Genomic DNA, 16569 nt, shown 5'->3' on the forward strand with positions numbered 1-16569 from the left:
CCGCCCGCCCTCTCGTTTTTACCCGCGCGCCGTGAACGTCCGGCCATGACCGAGGTCGAAATCGAATACTGCGTCCCCTGCGGCTTCCTCGACCGCGCCGAACAGCTCCAGCACGCGCTCCTCGAACAGTTCGGCGAGCGACTCGACCGCGTGGCGCTCGTCACGGGCGACCACGGCGTCCTCACCGTCACCGTCGACGGCGAGCGCGTCTGGGACAAGTCGGAAGACGAGTTCGACCCGGACCTCGTGCTCCGGCGGGTCCGCCCGCACGTCGGCTGAGCGGGGCGGGACGTGAAATCACTCGAACACGCCGCCGTCGGCGCGGTCGCCGGGGCGGTCGCCGCGCTCGCCGTGGACCCGCCGGGGAGCCTGCCGCTTCTCGTCGCCGGCGCGGTGTTCGCGAGCGTCTTCATCGACCTCGACCACTTCGTCATCGCCCGCGTCCAGCGCGGCGACTGGGCGAACCTGCGGCTCGCGGTGACGAACCCGCGGGTCGGCCTCCTCGACCAAGAGCGGGTGTTCGAGGAGTTCGACACCGAGTTCGACCGCAAGCGACTCCTGAGCCACCACCTCGTCGGCGGCGTCGCGGTCGGCGCGCTCGCGCTCTCGGGACTCGGGTCGCTCGCGGCGTTCCTCGCGGTCGTGCTCTACGTCCACGTCGTCTGCGACTTCCTGCGAGACCTCGGCATCGCGTGAGAAAAGCCGGAGTCGGAATCGTCCGGGGCGTCCGGGTCGTCCGTCTCGCCCGTCGCGCGTCGCCCGCGGTCGCTTAGTGGCCCCAGCGTTTGCCGTCTTCGTCGTAGCGGGCGTTCGTGATGCGCTCCCACTGGTCGGTCGAGATGTCCACGTCGGCCGCGCCGACGTTCTCGTCGAGTTGGTCGGTCGTCCGCGCGCCGACGATGGGGACGACGGTCGCCTCGGGGTAGTCCATCAGCCAGCGGAGCGCGACCTGTGCGGGGCTGGCGTCGACCTCGTCGGCGACGGCGCGAATCTCGTCGAGCACCTTCCAGCCGCGCTCGGAGACGTAGAAGCGCTCGAAGCGATCGTCGAACGAGCCGCGCGCGCCGTCGGGCGCGACGTACTTCGAGGGGTCGTCGGGGTCGGCGCGCTCGTACTTGCCCGTGAGAAAACCTCCGGCGAGCGGCGAGTACGGACAAATCGCGATGTCCTGGTCACCGCACACGTCGAGGTAGTCTTTCACGTCCTCGTAGTAGCCCGCGTGGAACAGCGGCTGGGTCACGTCGAATCGGGCGTAGTCGTTGACGTCGGATTTCCACAGCGCCTTCGTGAGTTGCCACGAGGCCATCGTGGACGCGCCGAGGTAGTTGACCTTCCCCTCCTCGACGAGGCCGTTGAGCGTCTGGAGCGTCTCCTCGATGGGCGTCTCCTCGTCCCAGCGGTGGATGTAGTAGAGGTCGAGGTAGTCGGTGTCGAGGCGGTCGAGCGTCCCCTCGATTTGGTTGCGGATGTGGGTCCGCGAGAGGCCGCGCCCGTTGGGGTTGTCCTCGTCGAACGGGAAGTACACCTTCGAGGCGAGCACGTAGTCCTCGCGGTCGCGCTCGGCCAGCCAGTTGCCGATGTACTGCTCGGAGGTGCCGTTCGGATTCCCGTAGACGTTGGCGGTGTCGATGAAGTTCCCGCCGCGCTCCTCGAACGCGTCGAGGAGTTCGTGCGCTTCCTCCTCGTCGGTCTCGAGGACGCCGCTACTCTTTCGACCGAATCGCCACGTGCCGAAGCACAGTTCCGAGACGCGGGTGCCGGTCGACCCGAGTCGTCGATAGTCGAGGCTCATGGTCGATGCCACGTCGGCCGGCGACTAAAGCGTGTGAGTAGCGGCGAGGTGTTCAGCGTTGTTCGCCGGCGTCGGGCGGTTCGGCGGGGGCCGCGTCCGCCGCGAACAGGTCGCGCGCGACCGGCGCGCCGCCGAGCGCGAGCGCGAGGAGGAGCACCGCGAACCCGACGGTGACGAACCCCTGCGACGGGTTCTCGGCGAGCGACGTGACGTGGAGGGCCACCCCGACCAACGCGAGTACGACGGCGAACCGCTGGAGGACTGCGTCGTCCATGGCCGACCCACACGAGCCACCCGGGAAGCCCTTGCGACTCGCCCGCACGCTTTTGCGGCTTCCGCGCGACTACTACGCCATGTTCAGAGTCGCAGGTATCGGCCTCGGAAGCCTCGGTGTGCTGGAGTGTCGCCTCCTCAACGAACTGGAGGGGGTTCGCGTCGTCGCCGGCGTCGACCCCGCCGACGAGGTGCGCGAGCGGTTCGGCGACGAGTTCGACGTGCCAACCTACGAAACGACCGCGGAACTGCTGGACGCCGAGTTCCTCGACGCGGTGACTATCGCCTCGCCGCACACCAAGCACTTCGACCAGGCGCTCGCCGCGCTCGACGCCGACCTTCACGTCCACCTCGAAAAGCCGATGGTGACGGACCTCGGCGGGGCGCGGGTGCTCATCGACCGCGCCGACGAGCGCGGCCTCACGCTCGCGGTCGGCTACCAGCGCCACTTCGACCCGCGGTTCCACGAACTCCGGCGCGTCGTCGACAGCGGCCGCATCGGCGACCCGCACATGGTGGTCTGCCACCTCGAACAGGAGTGGATTCGCTGGACGAAAGACGAGTGGCGCGGCGACCCGTCGCTGTCGGGCGGCGGCCAACTGTACGACTCGGGGTCGCATCTCCTCGACGCGATGCTCTGGGTGACGCGCTCGAAACCGGTGACGGTCGCCGCGGCGGTCGACCACCGCGGCCACGACGTTGACGTGAACGCGGCGCTCGCGGTCGTCCTCGACCGCGACGGCGACCGCCTCACCGCGAGCGTCGGCGTCTCCGGCGACGGACAGAGCGTCCCGGACCCCGGCGAGTCGCTCCGCGTCATCGGCACCGAGGGGATGGTCGCCTTCGACGGCGAGACCATCGAGGTGACGGAGGGCGGGACGACCTACACCGCCACGCCGCCGACGCCCGGCTTCGAGGAGTTGACCCGGAAGAAGCTCCGGAACTTCGTTGACGCCGCCCGCGACGAGGCCGACCTCGCCATCCCGGCCGAGGACGCCCTGCGCGTGACCGCGCTGACCGAGGCGGCCTACGAGTCGGCGACGACGGGCAGGCGGGTCAACGTCGACGGCGACGCCTGACGCCCCGGCTTCGGAGGCGCGGGACGAGGCTCACGCGCCGGTCAGCCGGTTCAGCGCGCCCGACGACCCGGTGACAATCGGGCGGTCGCTGGTGCAGACGTACAGTTCGCCGTCGGGTGCGCGGCCGAACGCGAGGACGTTCGTGCCGCCGTCGTCGCGGTCCGCCACGGGAAGCTCCGCGATGTCCCACGGCCGCGACTCGCTCGGGCGGGCGGCGAACAGTCTGCCCTCGGACTGCCAGTCGGCGAAGACGTACGCGCCCGACAGCGCCGGAATCGACTCGCCGCGGTAGACGTGGCCGCCGATGACGGCCACCCCGGACGGGCCGTCCCCGCTGTGGGGGTACTCCAGCACCGGGTCGATGAGCGGCGCGCCGTCGGGCGTCTCGGTCGGGCAGTCGCCCGCGCGGAAGCAGTGTGCGCCCTCGCGGACGTTCCAGCCGTAGTTGCCGCCGGCTTCGAGCAGGTTCACCTCCTCCCACGCGCCCTGACCCACGTCGGCGACGTAGCAGTCCTCGCCGTCGAACGAGAGCCGCCACGGGTTTCTGAGCCCCCACGCGTACTGCTCGTCGCGGCCGTCGGAGCCGACGAGCGGGTTGTCCTCGGGGATTCCGTAGGGCCGGTCGTCGTCGCCGGCGACCCCGCCGGTCGAGTCCACGTCGATGCGGAGGACGCTCCCGAGGAGGTTCTCGGTCACGTCCTGTCCGTTGCCGCCCGTGACGGCGTCGTACCAGTCGTCGACGTGGCCGCGCCCCTCGTCGTTCGCGCCGCCGCCGTCGCCCGTGGCGACGTAGAGATAGCCGTCCGGGCCGAACGCGACGGCTCCCGCGTTGTGGTTCGGCTGGGGCTCGGGGAGTTCGAGCAGTGTCCGCTCGGAGTCGGCCGAGACGGTCGTCGCCTCGGGGTCGACCGTCAGTTCGCTCAGGACGAACGTGTGACTGTAGTTCGCGGGCGTTCCCGACCGTCGCGGGGCGCTGTACCGGAGGTAGAGCCGCCCGTTGTCGGCGAACTCGGGGTGGAAGGCGACGCCGAGGAAGCCGCGCTCGTCGTAGCCGTTGAGGTCGACGACGCGGTCTGTGATGTCGAGGTACGGTTCGCTTTGCAGTCCCGCGTCGTCGTGGAGCCACATCCGGCCGGGCTGGTCGACGACGAACCGTCGGCTCCCGCCGAACGCCTCGGGGATGGCCACGTCGACCGGCGAGGCGAACCCGGTCGCCACCGTCTCGTAGGCGACTTCGAGGCCCGCGAGGGAGCCGCCGGAGCCGCCGGAGCCGTCGCCCGTGGTCGCGGTCGTGGTCGACCCGTCGGTCGGCGCGTCGCTGTCGGTCGTTTCACCACCGCCGTCGGTCGGGGCGCTCGCACAGCCCGCGAGCCCGCCCAAGAGGGTCGCGCCGGTCGCGGCGAGAAAGTCGCGTCGGGAACCGTTCATGTCAACGTAGAGCGGCGCGAGTGGAGTAAGGCTTGCTACGGTCGGGTCAGCTGGGTCTCCCCGCTGTCCCGCCGCCCCCACGACTCGAATCGAGCGGCGATTCCGAATCCCTTACCACCCGATAGTGACGACGGGTACGACATGGACGAGGTACTCGCCGCCGACGGCCTCAGGAAGTCCTACGGCGACGTGGAGGCGCTTTCGGGCGTCTCCCTGTCGGTCGCCGAGGGGGAGGTCTTCGGCCTCATCGGTCCGAACGGCGCGGGGAAGACGACGCTGGTTCGCGCCCTCACGGGTACGACCGCGGTGGACTCGGGGTCGGCGGCCATCCTCGGGCGCGACCCGACCGAGGTGGACCGCCAGCGCCTCGGCGTCCTCCCGCAGGAGTTCCGCCCCACGGGTCGGCTCACCGCCCGCGAACTCGTGGCCTACTACGCCGGGCTCTACGACGACGCCCGCGACCCCGACGCGGTGCTCGACGAGGTCGGTCTCGCCGACGCCGCCGACACGTGGTACGAGAACCTCTCGGGCGGCCAACAGCGCCGCGCCTGCATCGCCCTGACGCTCGTCAACGACCCCGACGTGCTGTTTTTGGACGAACCGACGACCGGCATCGACCCCGCGGGTCGGCGGTCGCTGTGGGGGCTCGTCGAGGGCCTCGCCGCCGGCGGGACGACGGTGTTTCTCACCAGCCACTCCATGGAGGAGATAGAGCGCCTCGCCGACCGCGTGGGCCTGCTCAACGCGGGCGAGCTCGTCACGGTCGGCCGGCCGGACGACCTCGTCTCCGAGTACGGCGGCGACAGTCGTCTCGTCGTCCGGACCGACGGCGACGCCAACGCCGACGCGGCCCTCGAATCGGTGTCGCTCCCGGCCGCGCTCGACGCGACGGTGTCGGGCGACGGCATCACCGTCCACGGCGTCGGCCCGCGCGACATCGGCGACGTGGTCGCCGCCTTCGACGACGCGGGCGTCGTGTACGAATCGCTCGTCTGGAAACAGCCCGGTCTCGAAGAGGTCTACCTCTCTTTGACCGGCGAGCAGTTCGAGGCCGCCCGCCCCGCCGCGGCCGCCGCGGTCGGAGGTGACAGATGAGCCTCGCCGCCCGCGTCCGCTCGGAGTTCGTCGCCTCGTGGCACTCGTTCCTCCGGCGGCGGACGGCGGTCTTCTTCACCTTCTTCTTCCCCGCCATCATCGTCGTCATCTTCGGGGCGCTCGTGCAGACCCAGCCGACCGGCGGCGGCCTGTTCGCCGAGCCGAAGGAGTACTACATCGCCGGCTATCTCGCGGTCGTCGTGCTGTTCACGCCGCTGTCTCGCGTCGGGAGCACCATCGCCCGCCACCGAGAAGGGAGCCGCTTCGAGAAGCTGGCGACGACGCCGCTGTCGCGCGCCGAGTGGCTCCTCGCGCACTCGCTCGTCAACGTCGTCGTCATCGGCCTCGCGGCGCTGTTGCTCCTCGCGCTGTCGGCGCTCGTGACGGGCGCGTCGATTCCGCTGACGCCCGCGACGCTCGCCATCGTCCCCTTCGTCGCGCTCGGCGTGACGCTCTTTTGCGGCCTCGGGGCCGTCATCGGTAGCGTCGCCGACTCACAAGACGGCGTCATCGCCGCGAGCAACGCCATCGCGCTTCCCTTGCTTTTCCTCTCGGAGACGTTCGTGACGCCCGACCTGCTCCCGGCGTGGTTCGTCCCGGCGCTGAACCTCTCGCCGCTCACGTACTTCGCCCGCGGCGTCCGGGCGCTCACCTACGGCGGCGGCGACTGGCTCACGAACCTCGCGGTGCTCGCGGCCCTCGCTGTCGCCTTCTTCGCGGCGGGGACGCTGGCGATTCCGCGAACGGACTGAGAGCGCACGCGCCGCTCGTCCACCAGCTGTGAGTCGGAGGGACTCGGGGCGTCCGGGACGCTCGCGAGGGCGTCCGACGCGCCCGCAAACTCAAGCCTTAACCCGCGGCCGACCCCACGTGGTGGCATGGTCGAAACTGAGACGTACACCATCGAAGGACCGGACGGAGACACCGAGGCGCTCGAACTCCCCGCGGGCCTCGTCGACATCTTCGCGGAGCAGGGCGAAGAGCCGACCGACGTCGTCGCCGACGTCGTCGTGCAGGCGTTCGCACAGCAGGCCCACGTCGTCGCACACCACAGCGAAGGCGGCGCGCCGGCCGACATCGCCGAAATCAACGAGAAGATGGAGGAACTGTTCGAAGACCGCTTCGGCGTCCCGCTGTCGGACGCGCTCGGCCACTCGCACTAAGTCGAAGTCGCGGTTCGCGGCGACGCGTTTTCTCTGTCGTTCCGAGTCGAAGGAGAGAGCCGCGCGTCTGAGCCGTCGCGGCGGGTCCGCCGCGCTCAGATGAACGCCAGCGGGACCATGACGGCGAAGCCGGCGACGAGCCCCGCGAGCAGTTCGACCCGGCCGCCGCGCGGGAGGCGTTCGCCGAGTTCGAGCGCCTCGGGGATGAACTCCGTGAGGACGAGAAACACCATCGCGCCCGCGGCGAAGCCGAAGCCGAACGGGAGGAACTCCCGGGCGATGCGGACGAAGTAGAACGCGATGACCGCGCCGATGGGCTGGGGCAGACTGGAGAAGATGGCCCACCAGACGAGCTTCCAGTTCGAGACCTCCATCGACCGGAGCGGGATGGAGATTGCCAGCCCCTCGGGGACGTTGTGAATCGAGATGGCGATGGTCATGAACACGGCGAGTAGCGGGACGACGAAGCCGAACAGTTGGATACCGCCGTCGAGGCCGAGGTCGGCGAACGAGACGCCGACGGCGACGCCCTCGGGGAAGCTGTGGACGGTGAGGATGCCGAGAATCAAAAGCAGTTTGCGGAAGTCGGCCTCCTCGTACTGCTTAGGGTTGACGTCCGCGCCCTCGATGACGCGGTGGGCGACGACGACGAGCGCGACGCCCGCGAGCATCCCGATACCGAGTTGGAGCGGCGTCCCGTTTGCGAGCCCCTCGAAGACGAGGCCGAACAGCGACGCCGACACCATGATTCCCGAGGCGATACCCCACAGCGCCACGTTCCAGCGGTCGCTCACGTCCGAGACGAAGAAGAACGGAATCGCGCCGAGACCGGTCGCAATGGCCGTGACGAGCCCGGCGAGAAAGACGAACGTGAGAGCGGCAAACTGGTCCATACCGACCGTAGCCACTCGGTGCCGATAAGTATTATCATATCTCAGATATTTTTGGCTGGCCTAAACCATTGAATGCCGAGTAGAGGGCTTCAGATGGTTTAGATAGGCCAAAAAGTGCGGCCCAGAGTTAGAATAGATATTCTGATATATATCGGCGTGGGCGGCGGCTCGGCGGCGATAGTCGGCGAAGAAAGGTGTCGGTGCCGCGGTGCGCGCACACCGGGCGGAGCGCGTTCAGTCGTCGGCCGGCGACGCGCCCTCGGGGGAGTCGGTGTCGCCGCCCATCGGGGAGACGGGGGTGGCCGCGACGGAGCGGGCCGAACCCATCCAGCGCTCGACGTTGGCCGAGACGTAGTCGCGCGCGCCGAAGGCGACCGCGCCGCCGACGCCGATGGCGAGGGCCGCGGCGATGCCCCACGCGAACGCCTGCGCGATGGTGAACAGGATGGCCACGTCGATGCCCATCGTGCTCAGGCCGATGACGACGGCGGTGAAGTAGAGGAACATCCGGGTGCCGACCGCGAAGACGCTCGTGTACGGCGTCTCGGTCGCCGCGCGGGTCCGGGTGATGGCGTCACCGATGAAGTCGGCGACGACGAACCCGAGGACGATGACGAGCAGACCGGCCACGAACGACGGCGCGTACGACGCCGCGGTCGAGACCCACTCGGAAAACAGGTCGACCGCGAGCACGTCGGCGGCCGCGAGGACGGCGATGGCGTAGACGAACCACTTGCCGAGCGTCCCGAACGCGCTCGATACCGCCTTTTCTGTTCCGCCGAGAATCTTCCCGACGGGCGTCGCCAACACTGCCTTGTCGACCTCGACGCGGTCGGCGATTCGCGTGATGAGGCGGGCCGCGATACTGCCGATGAACCAGCCGACGATGAGGATTAACAGCGCGCCCACGAGCCGCGGGACGAACGCGAGCACGGCGTTGGTCAACTCCGCGATGGACTCGGTCAACGTGACTTGTAACGGATACATTGTTCCGGGTGGAACATCGCGCTCCCGACAGTTAGTTAATAATAGAAGAACCGTGACCGAAATTATCTCGTAATCGGTACCCTCAGATTTCGCCGATACTCGGCGGAAACGGACGAACAGACGGATTTCGCGGTGGGCTTTTTGATTCTCGCCCGACCGATTCGCGGGCGAGACCGTCTCGGGTTCGGGCGCGTCGGCCGCGATTTAATCTCAGCTTGATTCGTCGCCGCGGTCGCGGGACTCGGTGCGCTCGTCGGCGAGGCGGCCGAGCTGTGTCGCGATTTCTTCCATGGCGACGACGAGCCGAGCGGCGTACCAGAGGACGACGACGGCGACGACGAGGAACACCCACGCGAGAATCTGCTGGGCGATGAGGAGCGCGTAGGCGAGCGTCAACACGAGGAAGACGACGACGGCGACTTTCGCGCCGGTGGACCGATGAAGCGGCGCGTCGGGGGAGGGGTTCGACACAACCCCATCGTTTTCAGGGGATGACATTATGTGTTTGGCCGTCGCGGGCCGGCGGTGTCGACCCCCTACTGACGAGCGTAACCGGCCCAATTCTGTGGTATGAATCACGAACCATACCGATTAATTGCGCTACTGTATCGTGCCACCAAAGGCCGTGAGACGCCCCACACCACCGAGTTTATCAGTCAATGACGGGAATCAACAACCAATGGGAGAGCTATCCGAATTGTTCGCGCCGAACCGAATCGCGGTGGTCGGTGCGACCGAGCGCGAAGGAGCAATCGGGCGGGCAATCATGGACAACCTCATCGACGAGTTCGACGGTGAGGTCGTTCCGGTCAACCCCAAGTACGACGAACTGTTCGGCCTGCAGTGCTACGGCGACGTCGGCGAGACGAACGCCGACCTCGCGGTCATCGTCGTTCCCCCGAAGGTCGTCCTGCCGGCGATGAAGTCCGCCGGGGAGGCGGGTATCCAGAACGTGGTCGTCATCACCGCCGGCTTCGGCGAGACGGGCAGTGAGGGCGCCGCCCGCGAGCAGGAACTCCGCGATATCGCCGAGGAGTACGACCTCAACGTCGTCGGCCCGAACAGTCTGGGCATCATGAACACGGACGTGGGCATGAACGCGACGTTCGGCCCCGACATGGCCCTCGACGGCAACATGTCGTTCATGAGCCAGTCGGGCGCGTTCATCACGGCCGTCATCGACTGGGCCAACGACGAGGACATCGGCTTCAAGGACATCGTCTCGTTGGGTAACAAGGCCGTCCTCGACGAGGCCGACTTCATCGAGACGTGGAACGACGACCCCGACACCGAGGTCATCATCGGCTACCTCGAGGGCATCTCCGCGGGCCGCGAGTTCATCGACTCCGCCCGCGACGTGACGAAGGACACGCCCATCGTCCTCGTCAAGTCCGGCAAGACCGACGCCGGCGCGCAGGCCGCCTCCTCGCACACCGGAACCATCGCCGGCTCCGACGCCGCCTACGAGGCCGGCCTCGAACAGGCGGGCGTCATCCGCGCGGAGTCCGTCCAGCACCTGTTCGACACCGCCCGCGTGCTGGGCGACCAGCCGCTCCCCGAGAACAAGGACGTGGCCGTCATCACGAACGCCGGCGGCCCCGGCGTCATGACGACCGACGCCATCGGCGAGTCGGAGCTGAAGATGGCCGGCTTCACCGACGAGACGCTCGAGGCCTTCTCCGAGTCGCTCCCCGCCGAGGGGAACATCTACAACCCGGTCGACATCGTCGGCGACGCCGACAACGCCCGGTTCAAGGAGGCCCTCGACGTGGCGCTCGCCGACGACAACGTCGGCATGGCGCTCGTCCTGACCTGTCCGACGGCCGTCCTCGACTACAACCAACTCGCCGCCGACACCGTCGAGCTACAGGAGAAACACGACAAGCCCATCGCCGCCTGTTTCATGGGCGGCGAGCGCGTCGACACCGCCTCCGACGTGATGAAAGACGCGGGCATCCCGAACTACTTCGACCCCTCGCGCGCCGTCGACGGCCTCGAAGCCCTCTCGAAGTACGCCGACATCCGCCAGCGCGAGTACGACGCGCCCACCGAGTTCGACGTGGACCGCGAGCGCGCCCGCGAAATCCTCGAAACCGTCGAGGACCGCGACGACACCCGCCTCGGCGTCGAGGCGATGGAACTGCTCGACGCCTACGGCATCGAGACGCCGACCGGCGACATCGTCGACGACCCCGCCGACGCGCTCGAAGTCGCCGAGAACATCGACGGCGACGTCGTGATGAAAATCGTCAGCCCGGACATCCTCCACAAGTCCGACATCGGCGGCGTCAAGGTCGGCGTCGGAAACGAGGACGTCTACGACGCCTACGAGGACCTCGTCACCCGCGCGAAGAACTACCAGCCCGACGCCAACATCCTCGGCGTGCAGGTCCAGGAGATGGTGAACCTCGACGACGGCGTCGAGACCATCGTCGGCATGAACCGCGACCCGCAGTTCGGCCCGCTCATGATGTTCGGTCTCGGCGGCATCTTCGTGGAAATCCTCGAAGACACGACGTTCCGCGTCGCGCCCGTCTCCGAGACGGAAGCAGAAGACATGACGAAAGAGATCGACGCCGCGCCGATGCTCCGCGGTGCCCGCGGTAACGACCCGGTCGACATCGGCGGCATCACGGAGACCATCCAGCGGCTCTCCCAGCTCGTCACCGACTTCCCGGCCATCCTCGAACTCGACATCAACCCGCTCGTCGCCCTGCCGGACGGCGTGAAGGCCGTCGACGTTCGACTCACCGTCGACCCGGACGAACTTTAAACACTTCACCACCCTATCACTCAACAATGAACACGGTACTCGTCACCTCGACCGGAGAAAGCACCGGGAAGACCGCAATCACGCTCGCACTCGGCGTCCTCGCCAAGGAGCGCGGGCTGGACGTGGGCTACATGAAGCCCAAGGGCACCCGCCTGCAGTCCAGCACCGGCAAGACCCTCGACGAGGACCCGATGCTCGCCCGAGAACTGCTCGACATCGACGCCGAGATGCACCAGCTCGAACCCGTCGTCTACTCCCCGACGTTCATCCAGGGCGCCGTCCGCGGCAAGGAGAACGCCGACGAGCTCTCGGAGGTCATCTCCCACCACTTCGAGGACATCTCGGCCGGCAAGGACCTGATGCTCGTCGAGGGCGGCGGCTCCTACCGCACCGGCGGCATCGTCGACCTCACCGACGGCGACGTGGCGAACCTCCTCGACGCCGAGGTCATCCTCGTCGCCGACTACCAGCACCCGAGCGACCTCGACGACGTGGTCGCGGCGGTCGAAGACATCGGCCCCGACCGCCTCGCCGGCGTCGTGTTCAACCGCGTGAGCGACGCCGTCTACGACGAACTCGAAACCGAGATCGCGCCGTTCCTCGAAGCCCGCGGCGTCCCCGTCCTCGGCGTCGTCCCGACCGAAAAGGACCTCGCGGGCGTCACCGTCGAGGAACTCGCGAACGAACTCGGCGCGGACTTCGCCACCGACGCGCCGACCGACGCCTTCGTCGAGCGCTTCCTCGTCGGCGCGATGGGCGGCGACGCGGCGCTCCGCTACTTCCGCCGCACGAAGAACGCCGCGGTCATCACCGGCGGCGACCGCGCGAACATCCAGCGCGCCGCGCTCGAAGCCCCCGGCGTCAAGTGTATCATCCTCACCGGCGGCCACCGACCCGTCGGGGCCGTCATCGGCAAGGCCGAACAGAAGGGCGTCCCGGTGCTCCTCGTCAACGGCGACACGCTCTCTGTGACCGACCGCGCCGAGGACATCGTCAGCACGGGCCGCACCCGCGACGAGCGCACGGTCAACCGGATGCGCGACCTGCTGTACGAACACGCCGACATCGACGCCATCATCGGGGACATCGAACCGTCCGGTGACGACGCTGTCGACGGCGACGACGAGTAACGACTGACGCGCCGGCAGTCTCGACTGCGTTGCTTTTTTTCGGGCTTCGGACTCAGGCCCCGTTTCCGTCGCCCTCGCGACTATCGAGGTAGTCGTTGACGAGCGACGGCGCGACGACGCCGACGGCGAGCAGTGCGAGAAACGAGACGGTGAACTGCCCGGTGGCCTCCTCCACGAGGTAGGCGACCGGGAGGGCGGCGAGGACGAACCCGGTGACGACGAGCGTCTGTCGGGAGACCATGCGCCCGCTACGGCAGTCAGCGAGTTAACAGCTTTGCACCTAACAGCGCCAGCCGCGGTCGGTGTCGTTCAGGAGTTCCGCGCCGTCGTCGGTGACGACGACGAGGTCTTCGATTCGGACGCCGAACTCGTCGGGGAGGTAGATTCCCGGTTCGACGCTGAAGACGTGGCCGACTTCGAGTTCGCGGTCGCTCCCGGCGACGATGTACGGCTCTTCGTGCACGTCGAGGCCGACGCCGTGGCCGGTCCGGTGGATGAAGCGGTCGCCGTAGCCCGCCTCCTCGATGACCTCGCGGGCCGCGCGGTCGACGTCGCCGGCGGCGACGCCCGGTTCGACGGCCTCGACGGCGGCGGTCCGGGCGGCCTGCACGACGCCGTGGACCTCCGCGAACTCCGCGGGCGGCTCGCCGGCGAAGACGACGGTCCGGGTCTGGTCGCTCGGGTAGTGGTCGACGACGGTGCCGAAGTCGAGGACGACCGGGTCGCCCGACTCGATGACTCGGTCGCCGTGGCTGTGGTGCGGCATCGCCCCGTTCGGGCCGGAGCCGACGAGCGGGCCGAAGGGAATCCCCTCGCCGCCCTCGTCGGCGAGGAGCCGCTCGATTTCCGCCGCGAGTTCGTTCTCGGTCATGCCGACGACGTCGTCGCCCATGTCGCGGACGCGCTCGACGGCGCGGTCGACGGCCGCCCCGGCGCGGCGGAGCGCGTCGAGTTCGGCGTCGTCCTTCCGCGCGCGGAGCGGCGCGACGACCTCGCCCGCGAGGCCGAAGTCGGCGTCGGGAAGCGCCGCCCGGAGGTCCTGCGAGAAGCGCGCCCACATCGTGTCGTCGACGAGGACGCGGCCGCCGGCGAGGGCGAGGTCCGAGACGATGTCCGCGAGGGCGTCCCGCGGGTCGTCGTCGTCGCTCCACGTGCGCACGTCGGCGACCCACGACTCGGCGCGGACCTGCGTCTCGTAGAGGTCTGGGACGAGAAACACCGGGTCGCCCTCGCGGGGGACGAAAAGAAGCAGATGGCGTTCCGCGGGCGCTTCGTCGAAGCCCGAGAGGTACAGCAGGTTTCGGCTGGGGAACAACACGGTCGCGTCGGCGTCCGCGTCGGTCAGTCGCTCCTGGCAGGCGCGGGTCCGTCGTTCGAAGGGCGTCATGCGAGTCGATACGAGCGCCGGGAGAAAAGCGTGGGCGGTCTGCGAGCGCGTGCCGGGGCGCTGGCCACCGGTCGGCCCGCCCCTCGGGCGCCCTACGCTCCGAGGTCCAGCGGGTCGTAGAGCTGGCCGGTGATGGACTCGAAGGCGTCGGAGGCGGTCACGAGACCGACCACGGAGCCGCTTTGGGGGTCGCGGACCATGGCGAGCTCCTGATTCTCTGCTTGGAAGCGGTCGATGAGGTCGCTGACCGAGAGGTCCGAGGGGACCGAAAGCGGGGGCGCGGCGATGTCGTCGAGGCGGCGGTCGCCCGACTGGAGGCGGTCGATGTTCGAGAGCACCGTCGGCGCGTAGACGACGCCGCGCACGTCGTCGAGCGAGTCGCCGACGAGCGGGAACCGCGAGTGCTGGGGGTTCGCCCGGACGCGTTCGAGGTTATCGTCCGTGGTCGCGTCGGCCGAGAGCGCGACGACGCGGTCCGCGGGGACCATCACGTCGCGGACGGGTAACTCGCCGATGCGGAGCGCGTTGAGCACCTCCTCGCGGCGGTCCTTCGGAAGCGAGCCCTGCGAGAGGATGTCCCCCATCTGGCTTCGGACCTCGCCGCGACTGAGCCGGGGTCCCTCGCCCGCGGAGCCGTCGCCGTCCTCGTCGTCGAGTTCGGCCTCCTGCCACGACCGGGTTATCTCCACGCCGCCGAGCGACAGCAGGCGCTTCGCAAGCCAGTCGGCGACGACGATGACCGGGTACATCAGCTTCGTCCAGCCGTAGAGGACGGGCGCGGTGTACTTCGCCACCGCGCGGGAGCGCTCGACGCCGAGATACGTCGGCACCTGCTCGCCGAGGACGACGTGCGAGAGGTTGATGACGACGAGCGCCAGCCCGACCGAAAGCGACGTGTGGGAACCCGCCGCTCCGCCGCCGCCGAGGGCCGCGTCGAAGGTGGCCGCGACCGCCGGTTCGGCGACGACGCCGAGGCCGACGCTGGCGATGGTAATCCCGACCTGACAGCCCGAGAGGTACACCTCCAGCCGTTCTGTCATCTCCCACGCGAGTTCGAGACCGCGGGAGCCCTCGAAGGCGGACTCGTCGAACTGCGGGACGCGCGTCATCGCGAACTCCGAGACGACGAAGAAGGCGTTCGCGAGCAACAACACGAGGCCGCCGCCGAGGCGAAGCGCGGTTTCGACACCTACCATGTGAACCGAGCGTTCGAACCGGACTCCCCTGAGGGTGTCGGCTCGGACCGGCGGTGCGAACCTCTCGCGGGCGATGCGCTCCGGGGGACTGATTCCGAGCGGTCGAAAGTGGTCCGAAGCGGCCGGTGTGCGAGATAAACCTTAGCGCTCAAACAGTTTTATCTCGCGAGGCGTCGCATTGTCACTCATGAGTTGGAAAGCAATCGACGCCCTCGACGACGCTCGTGACGCCACGGCGTCGCTCCTCCTCCCGTTCGATGCGGGTCGATGGGCGCGCCTCGCATTCATCGCCCTCTTCATCGGTGGGCTCGGCGGAAGCGGTGGTGCCGGAAGCAACAGCGGCACGACCGTGAGCAATGGAGGCGGGTCGACCGACATTCCGGTCGATTCGTTGCCCGGGTTCGTGACGCCCGAAAACGTCATCGCCGCGGTCATCGCGCTCTTAGCGGTCGGAATCGTCCTCTGGATTCTCTGGTCGTTCGTCGGCTCCGTGATGCAGTTCGTCCTCGTTGACGCCGTCGTCACGAAGGACGTGCGCATCCGCAAACCGTTCCGCGAGCGCTTCTGGCTCGGCGTCAGACTGTTCGCGTTCCAAATTGGCCTGCTCATCGCCATCATCACGGTCATCGGGCTCCCGGTCGCGGCCGTATACTTCGGCTCCGTCGCGGTCACGCCCGGGATTGCCCTCCTCGCCATCCCGCTTGTGTTTCTCGCCATCGGGCTACTGTTCGTGAGCGCCATCATCGTGCAGTTGACGACCGACTTCGTCGTCCCGACGATGATAGCCGAAGACCGCGACCTCCTGTCGTCGTGGGGCCGGGTCGTTCCGGTGTTCCGCGCCGAACTCTCCGAGTTCGGACTGTACGTCATCGTCCGGTTCATCCTCGGCATCCTCGCGAGCATCGCCGTCGGCATCGCGGCGCTCCTCGCTACCGTCGTCGTCGCCATCCCCTTCGCCATCGTCGGCGGCGCGGCGTTCCTCGCGCTCAACGCCGCGAACGTCGCGCTGTTCTCGACGGTCGGACTGGTCGTCTTCGGCGCGCTCGGGGTCCTGTTCGTCCTCGCGGCCATCGCTGTCAGCGCGGTCGTCCAGATGCCCGTCGTGACGTACTTCCGGTACTACTCGCTGTTCTTGCTCGGGAGCGCCGACGACTCGCTCGACCTCGTCTCGCAGTTCCGGTCCGACGACGACTCGTCGGCCCCGGAGGGCCCGACGCCCGCCTGAACACCGCCGACGCGCTCGCAGGTTCGGCGCGCTCGCCCGCGCGCCCCGGGACATCACCACCCCCGAAACAGCCGTCACCCCCCGAAACGCAACACTGTACGCCGTTTTTCGCATCGTCGCCGACGTGCCCGTCTCGGGCGATAAGCGG

Annotated in this window: 18 protein-coding genes; 9 read left to right on the forward strand and 9 right to left on the reverse strand. The window is 68.5% G+C overall.

Annotated elements, in window-relative coordinates; translation table 11 throughout:
• Positions 1 to 45 precede the first annotated feature (45 nt).
• Together IEV64_RS11905 and IEV64_RS11910 are read left to right on the forward strand one after the other, a co-directional pair.
• Entirely contained in the window at positions 46 to 279 is a 234-nt protein-coding gene (locus tag IEV64_RS11905; protein ID WP_004971007.1) for a SelT/SelW/SelH family protein, read from the forward strand.
• 12 nt (positions 280 to 291) lie between these two features.
• On the forward strand, positions 292 to 696 hold the full coding sequence (locus tag IEV64_RS11910; protein ID WP_007274728.1) for a metal-dependent hydrolase: 405 nt from the start codon (positions 292 to 294) through the stop codon (positions 694 to 696).
• Between the two features lie 73 nt (positions 697 to 769).
• Here IEV64_RS11910 and IEV64_RS11915 read toward each other — a convergent pair whose 3' ends face one another.
• Both IEV64_RS11915 and IEV64_RS11920 read right to left on the reverse strand, forming a co-directional pair.
• Entirely contained in the window at positions 770 to 1792 is a 1023-nt protein-coding gene (locus tag IEV64_RS11915) for an aldo/keto reductase (RefSeq protein ID WP_007274729.1), read from the reverse strand.
• Positions 1793 to 1844: 52 nt separating this feature from the next.
• On the reverse strand, positions 1845 to 2066 hold the full coding sequence (locus IEV64_RS11920) for a hypothetical protein (RefSeq protein ID WP_188423964.1): 222 nt from the start codon (positions 2064 to 2066) through the stop codon (positions 1845 to 1847).
• A gap of 79 nt (positions 2067 to 2145) precedes the next feature.
• Between IEV64_RS11920 and IEV64_RS11925 the strand changes: the two genes are divergently transcribed.
• Positions 2146 to 3144, forward strand: a complete 999-nt coding sequence (locus tag IEV64_RS11925) for a Gfo/Idh/MocA family protein (protein ID WP_188423965.1) — start codon at positions 2146 to 2148, stop codon at positions 3142 to 3144.
• Between the two features lie 30 nt (positions 3145 to 3174).
• On the opposite strand, the gene IEV64_RS11930 is transcribed toward IEV64_RS11925, so the two are convergent.
• Positions 3175 to 4572 (reverse strand): PQQ-dependent sugar dehydrogenase, encoded by a 1398-nt coding sequence (locus IEV64_RS11930; protein WP_007274732.1) that lies wholly within the window; start codon positions 4570 to 4572, stop codon positions 3175 to 3177.
• A gap of 141 nt (positions 4573 to 4713) precedes the next feature.
• Here IEV64_RS11930 and IEV64_RS11935 point away from each other — a divergent pair, with 141 nt between their 5' ends.
• From IEV64_RS11935 to IEV64_RS11945, 3 genes are all read left to right on the forward strand, one after another.
• A complete protein-coding gene (locus IEV64_RS11935; RefSeq protein WP_188423966.1) occupies positions 4714 to 5667 on the forward strand; it encodes an ABC transporter ATP-binding protein in 954 nt (317 codons plus the stop codon).
• A complete protein-coding gene (locus tag IEV64_RS11940; RefSeq protein ID WP_007274734.1) occupies positions 5664 to 6419 on the forward strand; it encodes an ABC transporter permease in 756 nt (251 codons plus the stop codon). Before IEV64_RS11935 ends, IEV64_RS11940 begins: the two co-directional genes overlap by 4 nt.
• Before the next feature lie 126 nt (positions 6420 to 6545).
• Positions 6546 to 6830, forward strand: a complete 285-nt coding sequence (locus tag IEV64_RS11945; RefSeq protein ID WP_188423967.1) for a DUF7545 family protein — start codon at positions 6546 to 6548, stop codon at positions 6828 to 6830.
• A 95-nt stretch (positions 6831 to 6925) separates the two neighbouring features.
• On the opposite strand, the gene IEV64_RS11950 is transcribed toward IEV64_RS11945, so the two are convergent.
• From IEV64_RS11950 to IEV64_RS11960, 3 genes are all read right to left on the reverse strand, one after another.
• Positions 6926 to 7723, reverse strand: coding sequence for a ZIP family metal transporter (locus tag IEV64_RS11950; RefSeq protein ID WP_188423968.1), 798 nt, complete (start codon positions 7721 to 7723; stop codon positions 6926 to 6928).
• Positions 7724 to 7957: 234 nt separating this feature from the next.
• Positions 7958 to 8710, reverse strand: a complete 753-nt coding sequence (locus IEV64_RS11955) for a mechanosensitive ion channel family protein (protein WP_188423969.1) — start codon at positions 8708 to 8710, stop codon at positions 7958 to 7960.
• Between the two features lie 210 nt (positions 8711 to 8920).
• The gene (locus IEV64_RS11960) at positions 8921 to 9181 is read right to left on the reverse strand and encodes a DUF8066 domain-containing protein (protein WP_004977621.1); all 261 of its coding nucleotides are present in this window, start codon (positions 9179 to 9181) and stop codon (positions 8921 to 8923) included.
• Between the two features lie 208 nt (positions 9182 to 9389).
• Between IEV64_RS11960 and IEV64_RS11965 the strand changes: the two genes are divergently transcribed.
• Both IEV64_RS11965 and IEV64_RS11970 read left to right on the forward strand, forming a co-directional pair.
• Complete coding sequence (locus tag IEV64_RS11965) at positions 9390 to 11483, forward strand: acetate--CoA ligase family protein (RefSeq protein ID WP_188423970.1); 2094 nt, start codon at positions 9390 to 9392, stop codon at positions 11481 to 11483.
• A 26-nt stretch (positions 11484 to 11509) separates the two neighbouring features.
• Complete coding sequence (locus IEV64_RS11970; protein ID WP_188423971.1) at positions 11510 to 12613, forward strand: phosphotransacetylase family protein; 1104 nt, start codon at positions 11510 to 11512, stop codon at positions 12611 to 12613.
• Between the two features lie 52 nt (positions 12614 to 12665).
• Here the strand turns inward: IEV64_RS11970 and IEV64_RS11975 are convergent, their stop codons facing one another.
• From IEV64_RS11975 to IEV64_RS11985, 3 genes are all read right to left on the reverse strand, one after another.
• Positions 12666 to 12854: a DUF7987 family protein gene (locus IEV64_RS11975; RefSeq protein WP_007274741.1), complete on the reverse strand. Its 189-nt coding sequence runs from the start codon at positions 12852 to 12854 to the stop codon at positions 12666 to 12668.
• A gap of 39 nt (positions 12855 to 12893) precedes the next feature.
• The gene (locus tag IEV64_RS11980) at positions 12894 to 14000 is read right to left on the reverse strand and encodes a M24 family metallopeptidase (protein ID WP_188423972.1); all 1107 of its coding nucleotides are present in this window, start codon (positions 13998 to 14000) and stop codon (positions 12894 to 12896) included.
• Between the two features lie 92 nt (positions 14001 to 14092).
• Positions 14093 to 15196: a hemolysin family protein gene (locus IEV64_RS11985; protein WP_007274743.1), complete on the reverse strand. Its 1104-nt coding sequence runs from the start codon at positions 15194 to 15196 to the stop codon at positions 14093 to 14095.
• Between the two features lie 187 nt (positions 15197 to 15383).
• Between IEV64_RS11985 and IEV64_RS11990 the strand changes: the two genes are divergently transcribed.
• Complete coding sequence (locus IEV64_RS11990) at positions 15384 to 16421, forward strand: DUF7544 domain-containing protein (protein WP_188423973.1); 1038 nt, start codon at positions 15384 to 15386, stop codon at positions 16419 to 16421.
• The last annotated feature ends 148 nt before the right edge of the window (positions 16422 to 16569 follow it).

It is taken from the genome of Haloferax sulfurifontis, assembly GCF_014635105.1.
GTDB lineage: Archaea > Halobacteriota > Halobacteria > Halobacteriales > Haloferacaceae > Haloferax > Haloferax denitrificans.

Excerpts from the sequence above, each read along its gene's own strand:
- IEV64_RS11905 (WP_004971007.1), top strand. The coding sequence starts at position 46 with ATGACCGAGGTCGAAATCGAATACTGCGTCCCCTGCGGCTTCCTCGAC.
- IEV64_RS11915 (WP_007274729.1), bottom strand. The coding sequence starts at position 1,792 with ATGAGCCTCGACTATCGACGACTCGGGTCGACCGGCACCCGCGTCTCG.
- IEV64_RS11920 (WP_188423964.1), bottom strand. The coding sequence starts at position 2,066 with ATGGACGACGCAGTCCTCCAGCGGTTCGCCGTCGTACTCGCGTTGGTC.
- IEV64_RS11925 (WP_188423965.1), top strand. The coding sequence starts at position 2,146 with ATGTTCAGAGTCGCAGGTATCGGCCTCGGAAGCCTCGGTGTGCTGGAG.
- IEV64_RS11930 (WP_007274732.1), bottom strand. The coding sequence starts at position 4,572 with ATGAACGGTTCCCGACGCGACTTTCTCGCCGCGACCGGCGCGACCCTC.
- IEV64_RS11935 (WP_188423966.1), top strand. The coding sequence starts at position 4,714 with ATGGACGAGGTACTCGCCGCCGACGGCCTCAGGAAGTCCTACGGCGAC.
- IEV64_RS11940 (WP_007274734.1), top strand. The coding sequence starts at position 5,664 with ATGAGCCTCGCCGCCCGCGTCCGCTCGGAGTTCGTCGCCTCGTGGCAC.
- IEV64_RS11945 (WP_188423967.1), top strand. The coding sequence starts at position 6,546 with ATGGTCGAAACTGAGACGTACACCATCGAAGGACCGGACGGAGACACC.
- IEV64_RS11950 (WP_188423968.1), bottom strand. The coding sequence starts at position 7,723 with ATGGACCAGTTTGCCGCTCTCACGTTCGTCTTTCTCGCCGGGCTCGTC.
- IEV64_RS11955 (WP_188423969.1), bottom strand. The coding sequence starts at position 8,710 with ATGTATCCGTTACAAGTCACGTTGACCGAGTCCATCGCGGAGTTGACC.
- IEV64_RS11965 (WP_188423970.1), top strand. The coding sequence starts at position 9,390 with ATGGGAGAGCTATCCGAATTGTTCGCGCCGAACCGAATCGCGGTGGTC.
- IEV64_RS11970 (WP_188423971.1), top strand. The coding sequence starts at position 11,510 with ATGAACACGGTACTCGTCACCTCGACCGGAGAAAGCACCGGGAAGACC.
- IEV64_RS11975 (WP_007274741.1), bottom strand. The coding sequence starts at position 12,854 with ATGGTCTCCCGACAGACGCTCGTCGTCACCGGGTTCGTCCTCGCCGCC.
- IEV64_RS11980 (WP_188423972.1), bottom strand. The coding sequence starts at position 14,000 with ATGACGCCCTTCGAACGACGGACCCGCGCCTGCCAGGAGCGACTGACC.
- IEV64_RS11985 (WP_007274743.1), bottom strand. The coding sequence starts at position 15,196 with ATGGTAGGTGTCGAAACCGCGCTTCGCCTCGGCGGCGGCCTCGTGTTG.
- IEV64_RS11990 (WP_188423973.1), top strand. The coding sequence starts at position 15,384 with ATGAGTTGGAAAGCAATCGACGCCCTCGACGACGCTCGTGACGCCACG.